Below are 15,236 nucleotides of genomic sequence, written 5' to 3' on the forward strand. Positions count from 1 at the left end.
TCCACGATTTTTTCAGCTGAACCCGAGGAGGCCATCGAATGACCCCGCGGCACGCAACCTAGGCGGCCTTTCTCGACAGGGCCCGGAAATCCTGCGGCGCCACGTCAAAGGCGCGTCGAAAGGCCCGCGAGAAGTCCGATGCGCTCCTGAAGCCGGCGCCATAGGCAACGTCCGCCACCATCGCGTTCGGGTGCCCTGCCAGTTCGTCGGCTGCATGGCGCAGCCTCAGGTGCCGAATGTAGGAACCCAGGCCGCCTTCATGCTGGAACAGCCGGTACACGGTCGGGCGCGAAAGCCGCAACGCCGCGATCACGTCGTCGGGCGAAAGGTCCGCGCGATGCAGGTTGGCCTGGATGTAGCGCCGGGCCTGGCCGAACATGGCGGCACGGGCGCCTGCACGCCCACTGTCGCCCAGGCGCGCCTGTTTGCCCAAGGCCGCGACGAGAAGCTGCGCGCCCGCACGCGCATCGGCCTGCACAGCGGCGGCGCTCATGCGCCCAACGCGGCTGGCAAGCGCGGCAATGTGTTCGACCGCCAGCCTGGCGATCGGCGTCGTGGCCTGCTGGATGGCAAGCCCGTGGATGGCTTCCGGATCGGGAAACACTTCTTCCACCATGGCGGCCGGCACGAACAGGGTGAGCACCCGGCAATCGGTGCGCCGCATGCGCACCGGCTGCCCCAAGTCGAGCGCGAGCACCTTGGCGGCAAAAGGCGCGGCGGCACGCGAGAGCGACCGAACCGAGACGTCCCGGACCTCTCCCTCGACGAACACATGCACAGCAAAATTGCGCACGCTGTCGCGCGAGATGCGGGCCAGCGAACGGTCCAGCGACATGGCGTCCGAGCGGCAATCGGTGAAGGTCAGGCCTTCCAGTTCATAGCGGTCGATCGACGCGTTGAACGGCTTCTCGAGGTCGCACCACGAAGGCAGCACGTCAATCACGTGCCCCACGCGCTCCCTCCACGCCGTCAGCCGCCGCTGCGGCGGTTCCGCGGCCACGCTGAAACGGCTGTAGGCAATGCCGTTCTGCAGCGTGGAATGCACACCCGGCAAAGAGATGCCGCGGTTCATCGAGAAAATACCACCAAAGTGTTAACTATTGTTAATTGTCGCGATTCTCCCAGTAAAAGCGGGCAAACGCAACGGTGCCGGCCGGGCATCGCCGGCAGCCCGCTTCGCTTGCCGCATCACTTCATCCTGGCAGCGCGTCGCAAGCATTCGATCAGTTGCTGCGTGCTGGGCGTGCGCCTGCGGCCGCGCATGGTGATGAGGCCGACCGGCGGCAGGTCGATCGGCACCTTGAGGGACAGCACCTTCAGCAGCCCCTGCTGCTGGAAATGCCGCGCGACGGAGCGCGCCATGAAGGCCACGGCATCGCGCTGCTGCAGAAAGCTGATCTGCGCGAGGAAGGACGCCGATTCGATGATGTCGGCCGGCGGATGCACGCCGTCTCGAAAAAACATCTGGTCGAGCTTGACGCGAAGCGACGCCCAGGGGGGCGGCATCACGCAGCGCTCCTTGGCAAGGTCGGCCCAGCCCAGCCGGCGCTTGGCGACGAGCGCGTGCCCGGGCCGCACCACCGCCGTCATGGGCTCAGCGAGCAACGCCTCGGTTTCCAGGTCCGGCGCGGCGTAGCCGGGCTCCAGGCGTCCCACGAACAAGTCGAGTTCACCCAGGCGCAGCTTGGGCAAGAGGCGCGTGAGATCGCCCTCCTCCACCAGCACGGTGGTTTGCGAAGAGTGCGTCTTGAGCATCTCGACCGCGCGAGCCATCAGCACCGGCATGGCCACCACCATCGCGCCCACGCTGGTGCGGCCCGCGGCACCGCTGGCCACCGCGGCAATCTCGTCGCGCGTGCGGTCGTAGTCGGCGAGCACCGAGCGCGCGAAGCGCACCACGCTGTCGCCATACGGTGTGGGCTCGGTGCCGCGCGTGGAGCGCTCGAACAACGCGAGGCCGAACATCCGCTCGATTTCTGCCAGCGACTTGGAAACCGCAGGCTGCGTCACCGACAGGAACTCGGCCGCGCGCCCCAGGTGGCGGAACTGGTCGAGCGCCACCAGCATTTGCAGGTGGCGCAGCTTGAGGTTGGAACGCAGGACGCGGTCGATCTGGCTCATCGTGGTTCTTGCGGTCCGTTCTTGGCTACATAACCTCCAGGCTATGAAGAGAGTCCGCTATTTCATTGGATAGCAATGATTGTCTACTGAAGAATGCGCTCTGCTTTCATCGAACTACAAATCGTCGGAGACAAACTCACATGACCTTCAATCGCTCCCTGCAGCGACGCCAACTGATGCTGGGCGGCCTCGGTGCCGCCGCACTGGCCACCGTACACGGCCGCGCATTGGCCGCCGACTATCCCGACCGCCCCATCACCTTCATCTGCCCCTGGCCCGCCGGTGGCACCGCGGACCGCTCGATGCGCGCCATCTGCCAGATCGCCGCGCGCGAACTCGGCCAGCCCATCGCGCTGGAGAACCGCGCCGGCGCGTCCGGAATGATCGGCACCAAGGCGCTGGCTTCGGCCCGGCCCGACGGCTACACGATCGGACAGATTCCCATCTCCGTGACGCGCTTTGCACAGATCGGCACCGTGCAGATCAATCCGCTCAAGGACCTGAGCTACCTGGCCCGCACCTCGGGCCAGACCTTCGGCATCGCGGTGCCCGCCAGTTCGCCGTTCAAGTCGCTGCGCGACATGGTGGCGCAGGCCAAGGCCAAGCCGGGCGTGATCACCTATGCCCATGCCGGCATCGGCGGCGCCACGCACGTGGGCATGGAGCAGTTCGCACAGGCGGCCGGCGTGAAGTTCAACGCCATCGCCTACAAGGGCGGCTCCGCCGCGCTTCAGGACGTGCTGGGCGAACAGGTCGACATGCTGGCCGACAGCAGCTCCTGGGCACCGCACGTGGAAAGCGGCAAGCTGCGCCTGCTCACCACCTGGGGCGAGGCCCGCACGCCGCGCTTCAAGGACACGCCCACGCTCAAGGAGATGGGCTACGACGTGGTGGTGGAAGCGCCCAACGGCATCGGCGCGCCGCGCGGGCTGCCGCCCGCGGTGGAAAAAAAGCTGCGCGATGCGTTCCGCGTGGCGGTGAACAGCGAAGAATTCAAGAAGGTCGCCGACAGCATCGATGCGCCGGTCATGTACCAGGACGGCCCCGACTACCAGAAGTACGTCGAAGCCGTCTACAAGCAGGAGACCGAGCTGATCCGCAAGCTCAATCTCAAGGAACTGATGGAGAAGGGTTGATGAACGACAGCCCCCTGCTTCGCCTGCACCCGCACGACAACGTGCTGGTTGCCAAGAGCCCGATCGCCCTGGGCGAAACGATTGCCGAATTCGGCGTGCGCGCGCGTGCGCAGATTCCTGCGGGGCACAAGATCGCGTCGCGCGCCATTGCGGCCGGCGAGCAGGTGAAGAAGTACGACACCGTCATTGGCGTGGCCTCGCGCGACCTGGAGGCGGGCGACTACGTGCACAGCCACAACCTCACGCTGGTCGACTCCTACCGCGATCCGGCCTTCTGCCAGGACGTGCGGCCGGTGGCCTACGTGTCCGATGCGGAGCGCGCCACCTTCATGGGCTTCGTGCGCGCCGACGGCCGCGTGGGCACGCGCAACTTCATCGGCATCCTGTCGTCGGTCAACTGCTCGGCCACCGTCATCAAGCGCATCGCGGCGCACTTCACGCCCGAGCGGCTGGCGGCCTTTCCCAACGTGGACGGCGTGGCCGCCTTTGCGCAGACCAGCGGCTGCGGCATGTCTTCGCCGAGCGAGCATTTCGACGTGCTGCGCCGCACGCTGGCGGGCTACGCGCGCCATCCCAACCTGGCCGGCGTGCTGATCGTGGGCCTGGGCTGCGAGCGCAACCAGGTCGATGCACTGGTCGACTCGCAAGGGCTCGAGCGCGGCCGCCTGATGCGCACGATGGTGATGCAGGACGTGGGCGGCACGCGCCACACCATCGAGGCGGGCATTCGCGCCATCGAGGAAATGCTGCCCGAAGCCAACGCCGCGCAGCGCACCCGCGTCGGCGCCAACCACCTGAAGATCGGGCTGGAGTGCGGTGGTTCCGATGGCTTCTCAGGCATCACGGCCAACCCCGCCTTGGGCGCGGCCATGGACGTGCTGGTGCGCCACGGCGGCACGGCCATTCTTTCCGAGACACCCGAAATCCACGGTGTCGAATTCATGCTGACGCGGCGCGCCGTCACGCCCGAGGTCGGCCAGAAACTGCTCGACCGGCTGGCCTGGTGGGAGCGCTATGCGGCGGGCCAGAACGCACAGTTCAACGGCGTCGTCGGGCACGGCAACCAGGCGGGCGGGCTGGCCAACATCTTCGAGAAATCGCTCGGCTCGGCCATGAAGGGCGGAACCACGCCGCTGCAGGCCGTGTACGAGTACGCGGAGCCGATCGACCAGGCCGGCTTCGTCTTCATGGATTCGCCGGGCTACGACCCGGTGGCTGTGACCGGGCAGATCGCCAGCGGCGCGCAGCTGATCTGCTTCACCACGGGTCGCGGCTCGATGTTCGGCAGCAAGCCGGCACCGACCATCAAGCTGGCCAGCAACACGCCGATGTTCAAGCGCCTCGAAGAGGACATGGACATCAATTGCGGCGTGGTGATCGACGGCGAACTCTCGGTGCCCGAACTGGGGCAACAGATCTTCGAGCAGATATTGCGCCACGCCTCCGGCGAGCGGACGCGCAGCGAAACGCTGGGCCTCGGCGACCACGAGTTCGTGCCCTGGCACCTTGGCATCGTGAGCTGAATTGAAACCCACCCCCGTCCCTCGCTCACTTCGTGTAGCTCGACTCCCCCCTCAAGGGGGCAACACCGGCGGCCCGGCAAAGCCGGTTCCGCGGTGTTCCTGGCCTTGGCCGGATAGCGCGTTGGACTTCTGACCCATCCTTGACGCAAACAGACATGCTCACCCTCTCCCGCCCCGAACTGCAGCGCACGGCCAACTTCATTGCCGGCGAATGGTGCGCCGCCACCGACAGCCGCACGCTCGACGTGACCGATCCGGCCACCGGCGGACTCATCGCGCAGGTGCCCGATTCCGGCGCGGACGCCGCCCGGGCCGCGGTCGATGCGGCGCACGCCGCGTTTCCCGCGTGGCGCCGCACGCCGGCCAAGCAGCGCGCACAGATCCTCAAGCGCTGGAACGACCTGGTGCTCGCGCATCAGGACGACCTGGGCCGCATCATCTCGCGCGAACAGGGCAAGCCACTGGCCGAGGGCATCGGCGAGGTCGCCTACGCGGCCAGCTACATCGAGTGGTTTGCCGAAGACGCCACGCGCGCCAACGGCGATGTGATTCCCGCGCCGGTGCCCGGTCGGCGCATGTTTGCCATCAAGGAGCCCGTCGGCGTGGTGGCCGCCATCACGCCATGGAATTTTCCGGCCGCGATGATCGCGCGCAAGATCGCGCCCGCCCTCGCGGCGGGCTGCACCGTGGTCTGCAAGCCGGCCGAAGACACCCCTCTCACCTCGCTGGCGCTGGTGGCACTTGCCGCGGAGGCCGGCGTGCCCCCGGGCGTGCTCAACATCGTCACGGCCTCGCGCGAGCGCACACCCGAGGTGGTCGACGTATGGCTGGACGATGCCCGCGTGCGCAAGATCACCTTCACCGGGTCCACGCCGGTCGGCAAGCACCTGGCGCGCCGCTCGGCCGACACGCTCAAGAAGCTGTCGCTCGAACTGGGCGGCAATGCGCCCTTCATCGTGTTCGAGGATGCCGACCTGCACGCGGCGGTTGACGGCCTCATGGCGGCCAAGTTCCGCAACGGCGGCCAGACCTGCGTGTGCCCTAACCGCGTGTTCGTGCATGAGGCCGTGCACGACAGCTTTGCCGATTTGCTCGCAGCGCGCGTCGCGGCGTTGCGGGTGGGCCCGGCCAGCGACACGGGTTCGCAGATCGGCCCGATGATCAACGCGCGCGCCATCGAAAAGATCGAGCGCCACGTGCAGGACGCCGTGGCCCGCGGCGCGCGCCTGCTCACCGGCGGGGCGCGGCTGGCCGCGCTGGGACCGAACTACTTCGCGCCCACCGTCCTCGTGAACGCCGACGCCACGATGGCCTGCGCATGCGAAGAGACCTTCGGGCCCGTCGTTCCCTTGACGCGCTTTGCCGACGAAGCCGAGGTGATCGCCCAGGCCAACGACACGCCCTTCGGCCTGGCTGCGTACTTCTATTCGCGCGACGTTCGCCGCATCTGGCGCATGGCGGACGCACTGGAAGCCGGCATCGTCGGCATCAACGAAGGCGCGCTGGCCGCGGAGGCCGCGCCTTTCGGCGGCGTGAAGGATTCAGGCTACGGCCGCGAAGGCTCGGTCCACGGCCTCGACGACTACCTGCACACCAAATACGTTTGCCAGGGCCAGCTGGACTGACAACATACGCAACACCACTGAAGAACTCCATGCCCGCCAACAACCCTTTCAAGACGGCCCTGGCCGCACACCGGCCGCAGATCGGCCTCTGGCTCTCGATGGCCGACCCGTACATGGCGGAGGTGAGCGCCACCGCAGGCTTCGACTGGCTGCTGATCGACGGCGAACACGCGCCCAACGACCTGCGCTCAACACTGGCCGCGCTGCAGGCCGTGGCGCCCCACGCCGCCCAGCCGGTGGTGCGCGCGGTGCAGGGCGACACGGCACTCATCAAGCAACTGCTCGACATTGGCGCCAAGAACCTGCTGGTGCCCATGGTCGACACAGCCGAGCAGGCGCGCGCATTGGTCTCGGCGACGCGCTATCCGCCGCTGGGCATTCGCGGCGTCGGCAGCGCGGTGGGCCGCGCGTCGCAGTGGAGCTCGCGCACCGACTACCTGGACATCGCCGACGAGGAGGTCTGCCTGCTGGTGCAGGCAGAAACCGTGGCGGCGCTCTCCAACCTGGCGCAGATATGCGATGTGGACGGGATCGATGGCGTCTTCATCGGCCCGGCCGACCTGGCCGCATCGATGGGCCACCGGGGCCGGCCCGGCCACCCCGAGGTGCAGGCCGCGATCGAAGCCGCGATGCGCACCATCGTGGCCTCCGGCAAGGCCGCGGGCACGCTGACCTCGGACCCGAAGCTGGCCCGGCGCTACCTGGAACTGGGCTGCACCTTTGTCGCGGTGGGCGTCGACGTGCTGCTGTATGCGGGCGCCGCCCGCAAGCTGGCCGCCGACTTCACCGGAGCGCCGCCCGCAGCGGAGCCCGTCTCGCGCGCTGCCTACTGAACGCAGCTCCGGAAAAGAACTAGGGAAGGTTCTCGCGAAAGATCACCTGGCTGCGCGTGGTCTCCACGCCGCTGAGCGCCTCGCGCTTGTCGCGCAGATTGGCGAAGATGCGCACGCAGTTCATCAGCGTCGTGTGCGGGCTCTGCGTGATTACCGCATCCATGCTGCCGTCGATCAGCAGCGTGCGCGTATCGGGCGTGAGGCCATGTCCGATGAAGACCACCTTCTGCTCGCGCCCGGCTTCCTTCAGCGCCCGCGCGACGCCGTCGGACGCGCCGCCGATGTTGTAGATGCCGCCCATGTCGGGGTACTGCTCCAGCAGCGCGCGCGTCTGCCGGTAGTTCTTGCCGGCATCGTCCTGCCCTTCGCGCAGGCCCACCACTTCGAGGCGCGGAAACATCTCGTCGATCACGTGGAGGAAGCCGGCCTCCCGCTCCTCGTGCGCCTTGTAGCTCAGGCTGCCCGCAATGAGCGCGACCTTCGCGGCGCGCGCACCGATGAAGCGGCCGATGAGATAGCCCGCCGTGCGCCCGGCCGCCCGGTTGTCGAGCCCCACGAAGGCGGCGCGCTCCGAGTTCGACAGATCGGAAATCAGCGTGACCACCGGCAGCCCGCGCGCGGCCAGCGCCGCCACGGCCTCGCGCACCGCCGGGTGCTCCAGTGCCATCATCGCGATGCCGTCGCAGCGCTGGCCATGGCGCCGCAGCGCGTTCGCCAGCTCGTGCGGGTTGAAGCTCTCGATGAACACCGTGCGGCACTGCACGTTGAACGGCGCCCAGTGCTCCTGCGAATAGCCCACCATGTCGCCCAGCATGCGGATGAAGCGGTTGGTGCCGGCAGGCAGCAGGAACACCAGCTTGAGCGGCGGCGGCGTGAGCGCTGCGTAGAGCTCGGGGCCGGGAAGGTAGTCGAGCTCGCCCGCGGCCTTGAGCACGCGCTGTACCGTGGCGTCGCGCACGCCAGGGCGCCGGTTGAGCACGCGGTCGACCGTGGCGGTCGACACCTGCGCCGCGCGGGCAATGTCGACCACGCGGGCACGGCGCGCATCCACAGGCGCAGAAGACAGTGAAGGGTTATCCCGCATACATCAAAAACCATCAAGCCGAAGTTTGACCCGGATCATGCAGGCTTTTATCTTCACTGTGCCTCGAATACAAGGATGCATCAGATTGCATCAACCGCATCACGGAGACAAGACATGACATCGCTGACCCGCCGCAGTGCCCTGCGCACGCTTTCCGCCCTCCCCGCCGCCGGCATCGTGGCGGCCCTGCCGCGCATCGCGCGCGCTGCGGAGTTCTCGTACAAGTACGGCAACAACCTGCCGCTGACGCATCCGCTGAACATCCGCGCGCAAGAGGCGGCCGACCGCATCGCCAAGGAAACCAAGGGCCGCGTCGAGATCAAGATATTTCCCAACAACCAGCTCGGCGGCGACACCGACATGCTGGCGCAGGTGCGCTCTGGCGGCATCGAGTTCTTCACGCCCTCGGCGCTTGTCATTGCCACGCTGGTGCCGGTGGCGGCCATCAATGCGGTGGGCTTCGCATTCAGCGACTACAACCAGGTGTGGGGCGCGATGGACGGCAAGCTCGGCGCACACGTGCGCGGCGCCATTGCCAAGTCGCGCCTCTACGCTTTCGAGAAGATGTGGGACAACGGCTTCCGCCAGACCACCAGCAGCAAGGCCCCCGTCACGAATGCAAAGGACATGGACGGCCTGAAGATCCGCGTGCCCGTGAGCCCGCTGTCGATCTCGATGTTCAAGGGCCTGGGGGCCGCACCCGCGAGCCTGCAGTTCAGCGAGGTGTATTCGGCGCTGCAAACCAAGATCGTCGACGCACAGGAGAACCCGCTGCCGATCATCCAGGTGGCCAAGCTGTTCGAGGTGCAGAAGTTCTGCTCGCTCACCAACCACATCTGGGACGGCTACTGGTTCATTGCCAACGGCCGCGCCTGGGAGGCGCTGCCCGATGATCTGAAGACCATCGTCGCACGCGCCATCAACGATGCCGGCATGCAGCAGCGCGACGACATCAGGAAGCTCAACGAATCGGTCGTCGGCGACCTGCAGGCCAAGGGCCTCAGCATCAACCGGCCGGCGGCCGACAGCTTTCGCGCCAAGCTGCGCGACTCGGGCTTCTACGGCGAGTGGAAAGGCCGCTTCGGCCCCGAAGCGTGGGCGCTGCTCGAAGGCGCTGTCGGCAAGCTGGCCTGATCGCCCATGGTGCATGAATCCACTTTCGAAGCGGCCCCGTTCGTGGGCGCAGGGCCGTCGGCCAACGCACTGAGCGGCATGGCCGGGCGCGCCGACCGCGTGCTCGGCGGGCTGGTCGAGGCCGTGGCCGCGCTGCTGGTGCTGGCCGAAATCTGCGTGCTGTTCGCGGGCGTGGTGTCGCGCTACGTGTTCCATGCGCCGCTGGTGTGGTCGGACGAACTCGCGTCCATTCTCTTCCTGTGGTTGTCGATGCTCGGTGCCGTGGTCGCGCTGCGGCGCGGCGAGCACATGCGCATGACAGCGCTGCTGCAGAAGGTGCAGCCGCCCACGCGGGCCATGCTCGATGCCTTTGCCATCGCAGCCTCGGTCGCGTTCCTGGTGCTGATCATCTGGCCGTCGATCGACTATGCGCACGAAGAGTCGTTCATCGTCACGCCCGCGCTCGAGATCAGCAACGCCTGGCGCGCCGCCGCCATTCCAGCCGGCATCGGCATCATGGTGGTGATGGCGCTGCTGCGCCTCTTGCGCGTGTGCACCGGGCGGCAGATTGCGGTCGCGGTGCTCGGCATGGGCGCGCTGGTGGCAGCCTTCTGGCTGGCCGCGCCGCTGTTCGCGACTCTCGGCAAGTTCAACCTGGTGATCTTTTTCGTGGTGGTGGTGGCGGCCACGGTGCTCTCGGGCGTGCCCATCGCGTTCTCGTTCGCGCTCGCCACCTTCGGCTACCTGGCGCTGACCACGCGCACGCCGTTGCTGGTGATGGTCGGCCGGCTCGACGAGGGCATGTCGCACCTCATCCTGCTCGCGGTGCCGCTCTTCATCTTTCTTGGTGCGCTGATCGAGATGACGGGCATGGCGCGCGCCATGATCCAGTTCCTTGCGAGCCTGCTGGGCCACGTGCGCGGCGGCCTCTCGTATGTGCTGATCGGCGCGATGTACCTGGTGTCGGGCATCTCGGGTTCGAAGATCGCCGACATGGCAGCCATTGCGCCCGTGCTGTTTCCGGAGATGGTCAAGCGCGGCGCCAAGCCCGGCGACCTGGTCGCCCTGCTCTCGGCCACGGGGGCGCAGACCGAGACCATTCCGCCGTCGATCGTGCTCATCACCATCGGCTCGGTCACCGGCATTTCGATTGCCGCGCTCTTCACGGGCGGGCTGCTGCCGGCCGTGGTGCTGGGCGCCGCACTGTGCGTGGTGGTGTGGTGGCGCTACCGGCGCGAAGACCTCCGCGGTGTGCAGCGCCACAGCAAGCGCGAGATCGGCAAGCTGCTGCTGGTCGCGCTGCCCGCGGTGCTGCTGCCCTTCGTGATCCGCGCCGCCGTGGTCGAGGGCGTGGCCACGGCCACCGAGGTGTCGACCATCGGCATCGTCTACTCGGCGCTGGTCGGACTCTTCGTGTACCGGCAGTTCGACTGGAAGCGGCTCAAGCCGATGCTGGTCGACACGGCCTCGCTCTCGGGCGCGATCATCTTCATCGTCGGCTGCGCCACGGCCATGGCCTGGGGCCTCACGCAGTCGGGCTTCTCGCAGGACCTGGCGCGCGTGATGGGCGCCCTGCCCGGTGGCGCCTACGGCTTTCTGGCGGTGTCGATCGTCGCCTTCATCGTGCTGGGCAGCGTGCTCGAAGGCATTCCGGCCATCGTGCTGTTCGGGCCGCTGCTGTTTCCCATTGCCAAGGCGGCCGGCGTGCACGAGGTGCACTACGCCATGGTCGTGATCTTTGCGATGGGCATCGGCCTCTTCGCGCCGCCCTTCGGTGTGGGCTACTACGGCGCCTGCGCCGTGAGCAAGGTCAACCCCGACGAAGGCATCAAGCACATCTGGGGCTACATCGGCGCGATGCTGGTGGGCCTGGTGATCGTGGCGGCCTTCCCTTGGTTCTCGACCGGTTTTCTCAAGTTCTGATCACAACAACACACTCACACCAACGGAGCCAACCGCAATGAGTCGATTCCTCGGCGAGATTCGCCAGCTGGGCTATGTCGTGCACGACATCGAGGCCGCCATGGACTACTGGAGCACCACGCTGGGCGTGGGCCCCTGGTTCTACAACCCGAAGGTGCCCATCAAGAACTACCGCTACAAGGGCGAGGCGCACGAGCCGCACAACTCGGTGGCGCTGGCCAACTCGGGCTATGTGCAGGTCGAGCTCATCCAGACGCGCAACGACGTGCCCTCGATGTACCGCGACTTCCTGCAGGCCGGACGCACCGGACTGCAACACGTCGCCTACTGGACGGCCGACTACGACGCCGACCTGGCGCGCCTCACCGCACAGGGCTTCAAGCCCGTGATGAGCGGCGAGGTGGGCGAGCGCGGGCGCTTCATCTACTTCGACACCGAGTACCACCCGGGCACGGTGATCGAACTGTCGGAAGTCGCAGGACCCAAGGGCAAGATGTTCGACCTGATCCGCAGCGCCTCCGAGGGCTGGGACGGCAGCGAGCCGGTGCGGCCATTTCCGGACCTGAGCAAGCTGTGAGCGTGGCGATGCTGTCCGCCGAACGCATCCGCGCGCGCTACCTCATCGAGACGCCGCTGGACCCGGCCGCCGTGGCCGAGGTGATGGCCGGCGAGCAATCGTGCGGCACCTTCACGCGCGTCGAGGGCGAGACCGATGCGCTGCGCGAACGCGCGCGCGCCACGGTCGAGGCCATCACCGAGCTCGCGCCCGCCGAAGCACCCAGCCTGCCGAACGCGCTGCTCGAGCGCAAGGGCACGCGCGGCCCGTGGCGGCGTGCGCATGTCGACATTTCCTTTCCCGTGGCCAACATCGGCGCCAACCTGCCGACGCTCGCGGCCACGGTGTCGGGCAACCTCTACGACCTGGGCGAAGTGACGGGCCTGCGGCTCGAATCGCTGCAGCTTCCTGCCCCCTACCGCGCACGCTTCGAGATGCCGCGCGCCGGCATCGCGGGCACGCGGCGCGCCACCGGCGTGGCAAGCGGCGCGCTGGTCGGCACGATCATCAAGCCGAACGTGGGGCTGTCCGCAGGCGAGACCGCCGAGCTGGTCGCCAGGCTCTGCGCTGCGGGTGTCGATTTCATCAAGGACGACGAGGTCTGCGCCGACCCCGCGCATGCGCCGCTCGCCGAGCGCGTGCCGGCCGTGATGGCCGTGGTGCGCGCGCACCAGGAGCGCACCGGCAAGCATGTGATGGTGGCCTTCAACATCACCGACGAGACCGATGCGATGAAGCGTCATGCCGACCTGGTCGAACGCGAGGGCGGATCGTGCGTGATGGCCAGCCTCAACTGGTGCGGGCACTCTGGCATCCAGACGCTGCGGCGCCACACCGGCCTCGCGCTGCACGGCCATCGCAACGGCTACGGCGCGCTGTCGCGGCATCCGCTGCTGGGAATTTCGTTCCAGGCCTATCAAACGCTCTGGCGACTGGCCGGCGTCGATCACATGCACGTGCACGGCCTGCAAGGCAAGTTCTCGCAGTCCGACAGCGAAGTCGTCGAATCGGCACGCGATTGTTTTACGCCGCTGACCGATGCCGCGGACGACCGGGTGATGCCCGCTTTCTCGTCGGGCCAGTGGGCGGGCACGGTGCCCGCCACCTGGGCGGCCATCGGCAACGACGACCTGCTCTTCATGGCCGGCGGCGGCATCCTCGCGCATCCCGATGGCGCGGCGGCCGGCGTGACCAGCATCTGCCAGGCCTGGTCGGCCGCGCGCGCGGGCACAACGCTGGAAGAAGCCGCCCGCGGCGCGCCCGAACTGGCCCGCGCACTGGCCTTCTTCGGCAAGCCATGAATCCGGCAGTCGTCTACTACGGCGACGATTTCACCGGCGCCACCGACACGCTCGGCACCGCTGCGCGCGCCGGTTTGCGTGCCCTGCTCTTTTTGAAGACGCCCGACGCCGCGCGGCTCGCGCAAGCCGGGCCGCTCGACGTGCTGGGCATTGCAGGCGCGGCGCGCGCCATGACGCCGAACGCCATGCAAGGCGAGCTGGCGCCGGTGGCCGCGCTGTTCCGGTCGCTCGGCGCGCGCGTGCTGCACTACAAGACCTGCTCGACCTTCGACAGCGCGCCGCACATCGGCTCCATTGGCGCGGCCGTGCGCGCGCTGCGCGGCGCCGTCGAACAACCGTGGACCGCGATCGTCGGCGGGCAACCCAACCTCGGGCGGTACTGCCTTTTTGGCAACCTGTTCGCCGCGGCGGGCGCGGGCGGCGAGGTGTTTCGCATCGACCGGCATCCCACGATGAGCCGCCACCCCGTCACGCCGATGCACGAGGCGGACCTGCGGCTGCATCTGGCCAGGCAGGGCCTGGCCGACGTGCGCTCCGTTCCTTTCACGGCCGTTTCGCAGGGCCCGGCCGCGCTCGAGGAGGCGCTGCAGCGCGCACTGCGCCAGCCCTCCCCTGACGCCGACACCCACGCCGAGGCTGTGCTGTTCGACGTGGCCGATGCCCCGCAGCTGGCAACCATCGGCCAAGTGCTGTGGGCACAGGCCCGGCGCGCCACGCTGCTTGCCGTGGGCGCGAGCAGCGTGGTCGATGCGCTGGCGACCGCGCTGGGCGCACGCGGCGATGCGCAGGCCGACCCGCGCCACGTGACGCCAGCCCGCGGCCCCGTGCTGGTGCTCGCAGGGAGCCTGTCACCCGTCACGGCACGACAGGTGGCGGCAGCACGGTCTTTCGATACCGTGTGGCTCGATGCGCCCAGGCTTGCGCGACGAGACCCGGCCGCGCTGGCGCGCCACGCGGACCAGATCGCCCAGGGGCTCGCGCGCGGCCGCAATGTGCTCGCCTGCACGCGGCCCGCCGAACAGGAACTCACGGAAGGCAAGGTCGACGCCCAGGCGCTCGCGCGCGCCGGAGGCGACCTGCTGGCGAAAGTGCTGGCAAAGGTTCCGCTGCAACGCATCGGCATCGCCGGAGGCGACACCTCGAGCCACGCCGTGCAGGCGCTCCATGCCTGGGCACTTTCCTACGTGGCGGACATGGGCGCCGGCGCGTCGCTATGCCGGATTCACAGTGACGATGCCGCGCTGGACGGCATGGAGATCATGCTCAAGGGCGGCCAGATGGGCTCGGAGGATGTGTTCGAGCGCCTCGTGCACGGCGCGCCCGACCGCCCGCTTCAGTGAAAACAAAGCACCCCAGGCCACCTGGGACGCCCAATTCCAGGAAAAGCTTCGTTCATTTATTGAAACCAATAATTTCAACAGAAGGCAATTCTTCCGATTCAACTGCCTGCCATTCTTAAAAATCGACGCTTAAAAGAATTCCGAAGTTCTAATTTTTATTTGAATTGTCAGCCTCAAGATGCAACTTGCCAGCTGCGGCAGAGGTGCCGTTTTGGCGCAACGCCCCCACCCGCTGTTACCTATTTCTGCCTATCCCCTCTCTCACAAAGTGGTAACATTCGCCCTGTTGACGGGTAACAATGCGCATCGCAGGTTACTGGCAGTTGTAGCGCCCCGTTCACTTCCAAGATTCGTCCGAACAGGAACATCCATGAAACATAGTCACCTGATCGCAGCCATGGCCATCGCAGCCTTTGCGGCCGCGCCTGCACTGGCCCAAACACTGCCTACGCCGCCAGTCGACGCTGCTGCTGCCGTGCGCGCAGCAGGCGGTGGCAGCCTCACGGGGCAACAGGTCGGACTCATCGCTGGCGGCGGCGTGCTGCTGGCGGCTGCCGCTGGTGGCGGTGGTGGTAGCGGTGGTGGCGGTTTCATCCTTCCCGGCGGCCCAGGCGGCACCGGGACCGGAACCACCGGCAGTACCGGCACCAGGTAATGACCGGAGCCCTCCGCAAGGGGGGG

Annotated in this window: 13 protein-coding genes; 10 read left to right on the plus strand and 3 right to left on the minus strand. The window is 67.6% G+C overall.

Annotation, left to right across the window (positions count from 1 at the left end):
- Window positions 1-58: 58 nt before the first annotated feature.
- Window positions 59-1,072, minus strand: a complete 1,014-nt coding sequence (locus tag ACAM55_RS15475) for a helix-turn-helix transcriptional regulator (protein WP_369652412.1) — start codon at window positions 1,070-1,072, stop codon at window positions 59-61.
- A gap of 116 nt (window positions 1,073-1,188) precedes the next feature.
- The gene (locus ACAM55_RS15480; RefSeq protein ID WP_369652413.1) at window positions 1,189-2,121 is read right to left on the minus strand and encodes a LysR substrate-binding domain-containing protein; all 933 of its coding nucleotides are present in this window, start codon (window positions 2,119-2,121) and stop codon (window positions 1,189-1,191) included.
- Between the two features lie 140 nt (window positions 2,122-2,261).
- On the opposite strand from ACAM55_RS15480, the gene ACAM55_RS15485 reads away from it, so the two are divergent.
- From ACAM55_RS15485 to hpaI, 4 genes are all read left to right on the plus strand, one after another.
- On the plus strand, window positions 2,262-3,257 hold the full coding sequence (locus ACAM55_RS15485; RefSeq protein ID WP_369652414.1) for a tripartite tricarboxylate transporter substrate binding protein: 996 nt from the start codon (window positions 2,262-2,264) through the stop codon (window positions 3,255-3,257).
- Entirely contained in the window at window positions 3,257-4,780 is a 1,524-nt protein-coding gene (locus ACAM55_RS15490) for a UxaA family hydrolase (protein WP_369652415.1), read from the plus strand. Before ACAM55_RS15485 ends, ACAM55_RS15490 begins: the two co-directional genes overlap by 1 nt.
- Window positions 4,781-4,935: 155 nt before the next feature.
- A complete protein-coding gene (locus tag ACAM55_RS15495) occupies window positions 4,936-6,405 on the plus strand; it encodes an NAD-dependent succinate-semialdehyde dehydrogenase (RefSeq protein WP_369652416.1) in 1,470 nt (489 codons plus the stop codon).
- Between the two features lie 29 nt (window positions 6,406-6,434).
- On the plus strand, window positions 6,435-7,238 hold the full coding sequence (gene hpaI / locus ACAM55_RS15500) for a 4-hydroxy-2-oxoheptanedioate aldolase (RefSeq protein WP_369652417.1): 804 nt from the start codon (window positions 6,435-6,437) through the stop codon (window positions 7,236-7,238).
- A gap of 19 nt (window positions 7,239-7,257) precedes the next feature.
- Here the strand turns inward: hpaI and ACAM55_RS15505 are convergent, their stop codons facing one another.
- Window positions 7,258-8,322, minus strand: a complete 1,065-nt coding sequence (locus ACAM55_RS15505) for a LacI family DNA-binding transcriptional regulator (protein WP_369652418.1) — start codon at window positions 8,320-8,322, stop codon at window positions 7,258-7,260.
- Window positions 8,323-8,436: 114 nt separating this feature from the next.
- Here ACAM55_RS15505 and ACAM55_RS15510 point away from each other — a divergent pair, with 114 nt between their 5' ends.
- The 6 genes from ACAM55_RS15510 (at window position 8,437) to ACAM55_RS15535 (ending at window position 15,210) form a co-directional block, all read left to right on the plus strand.
- Window positions 8,437-9,456: a TRAP transporter substrate-binding protein gene (locus ACAM55_RS15510; RefSeq protein WP_369652419.1), complete on the plus strand. Its 1,020-nt coding sequence runs from the start codon at window positions 8,437-8,439 to the stop codon at window positions 9,454-9,456.
- Window positions 9,457-9,462: 6 nt separating this feature from the next.
- Entirely contained in the window at window positions 9,463-11,358 is a 1,896-nt protein-coding gene (locus tag ACAM55_RS15515) for a TRAP transporter large permease subunit (protein ID WP_369652420.1), read from the plus strand.
- Between the two features lie 37 nt (window positions 11,359-11,395).
- Window positions 11,396-11,935: a VOC family protein gene (locus ACAM55_RS15520; RefSeq protein WP_369652421.1), complete on the plus strand. Its 540-nt coding sequence runs from the start codon at window positions 11,396-11,398 to the stop codon at window positions 11,933-11,935.
- Between the two features lie 8 nt (window positions 11,936-11,943).
- On the plus strand, window positions 11,944-13,215 hold the full coding sequence (locus tag ACAM55_RS15525) for a ribulose-bisphosphate carboxylase large subunit family protein (RefSeq protein ID WP_369656406.1): 1,272 nt from the start codon (window positions 11,944-11,946) through the stop codon (window positions 13,213-13,215).
- Window positions 13,212-14,555, plus strand: a complete 1,344-nt coding sequence (locus tag ACAM55_RS15530) for a four-carbon acid sugar kinase family protein (RefSeq protein ID WP_369652422.1) — start codon at window positions 13,212-13,214, stop codon at window positions 14,553-14,555. The genes ACAM55_RS15525 and ACAM55_RS15530 overlap by 4 nt, the downstream gene beginning before the upstream one ends.
- 370 nt (window positions 14,556-14,925) lie before the next feature.
- Window positions 14,926-15,210: a hypothetical protein gene (locus tag ACAM55_RS15535; RefSeq protein ID WP_369652423.1), complete on the plus strand. Its 285-nt coding sequence runs from the start codon at window positions 14,926-14,928 to the stop codon at window positions 15,208-15,210.
- The last annotated feature ends 26 nt before the right edge of the window (window positions 15,211-15,236 follow it).

Origin of the sequence: Variovorax sp. V213 (assembly GCF_041154455.1) — a bacterium.
Taxonomy (GTDB): Bacteria; Pseudomonadota; Gammaproteobacteria; order Burkholderiales; family Burkholderiaceae_C; genus Variovorax.

What these genes read in the sequence shown, in the direction of transcription:
- ACAM55_RS15535 (WP_369652423.1), top strand. Translation starts at nt 14,926, where the DNA reads ATGAAACATAGTCACCTGATCGCAGCCATGGCCATCGCAGCCTTTGCG.
- ACAM55_RS15515 (WP_369652420.1), top strand. Translation starts at nt 9,463, where the DNA reads ATGGTGCATGAATCCACTTTCGAAGCGGCCCCGTTCGTGGGCGCAGGG.
- hpaI (WP_369652417.1), top strand. Translation starts at nt 6,435, where the DNA reads ATGCCCGCCAACAACCCTTTCAAGACGGCCCTGGCCGCACACCGGCCG.
- ACAM55_RS15520 (WP_369652421.1), top strand. Translation starts at nt 11,396, where the DNA reads ATGAGTCGATTCCTCGGCGAGATTCGCCAGCTGGGCTATGTCGTGCAC.
- ACAM55_RS15485 (WP_369652414.1), top strand. Translation starts at nt 2,262, where the DNA reads ATGACCTTCAATCGCTCCCTGCAGCGACGCCAACTGATGCTGGGCGGC.
- ACAM55_RS15525 (WP_369656406.1), top strand. Translation starts at nt 11,944, where the DNA reads ATGCTGTCCGCCGAACGCATCCGCGCGCGCTACCTCATCGAGACGCCG.
- ACAM55_RS15495 (WP_369652416.1), top strand. Translation starts at nt 4,936, where the DNA reads ATGCTCACCCTCTCCCGCCCCGAACTGCAGCGCACGGCCAACTTCATT.
- ACAM55_RS15510 (WP_369652419.1), top strand. Translation starts at nt 8,437, where the DNA reads ATGACATCGCTGACCCGCCGCAGTGCCCTGCGCACGCTTTCCGCCCTC.
- ACAM55_RS15530 (WP_369652422.1), top strand. Translation starts at nt 13,212, where the DNA reads ATGAATCCGGCAGTCGTCTACTACGGCGACGATTTCACCGGCGCCACC.
- ACAM55_RS15505 (WP_369652418.1), bottom strand. Translation starts at nt 8,322, where the DNA reads ATGCGGGATAACCCTTCACTGTCTTCTGCGCCTGTGGATGCGCGCCGT.
- ACAM55_RS15480 (WP_369652413.1), bottom strand. Translation starts at nt 2,121, where the DNA reads ATGAGCCAGATCGACCGCGTCCTGCGTTCCAACCTCAAGCTGCGCCAC.
- ACAM55_RS15475 (WP_369652412.1), bottom strand. Translation starts at nt 1,072, where the DNA reads ATGAACCGCGGCATCTCTTTGCCGGGTGTGCATTCCACGCTGCAGAAC.
- ACAM55_RS15490 (WP_369652415.1), top strand. Translation starts at nt 3,257, where the DNA reads ATGAACGACAGCCCCCTGCTTCGCCTGCACCCGCACGACAACGTGCTG.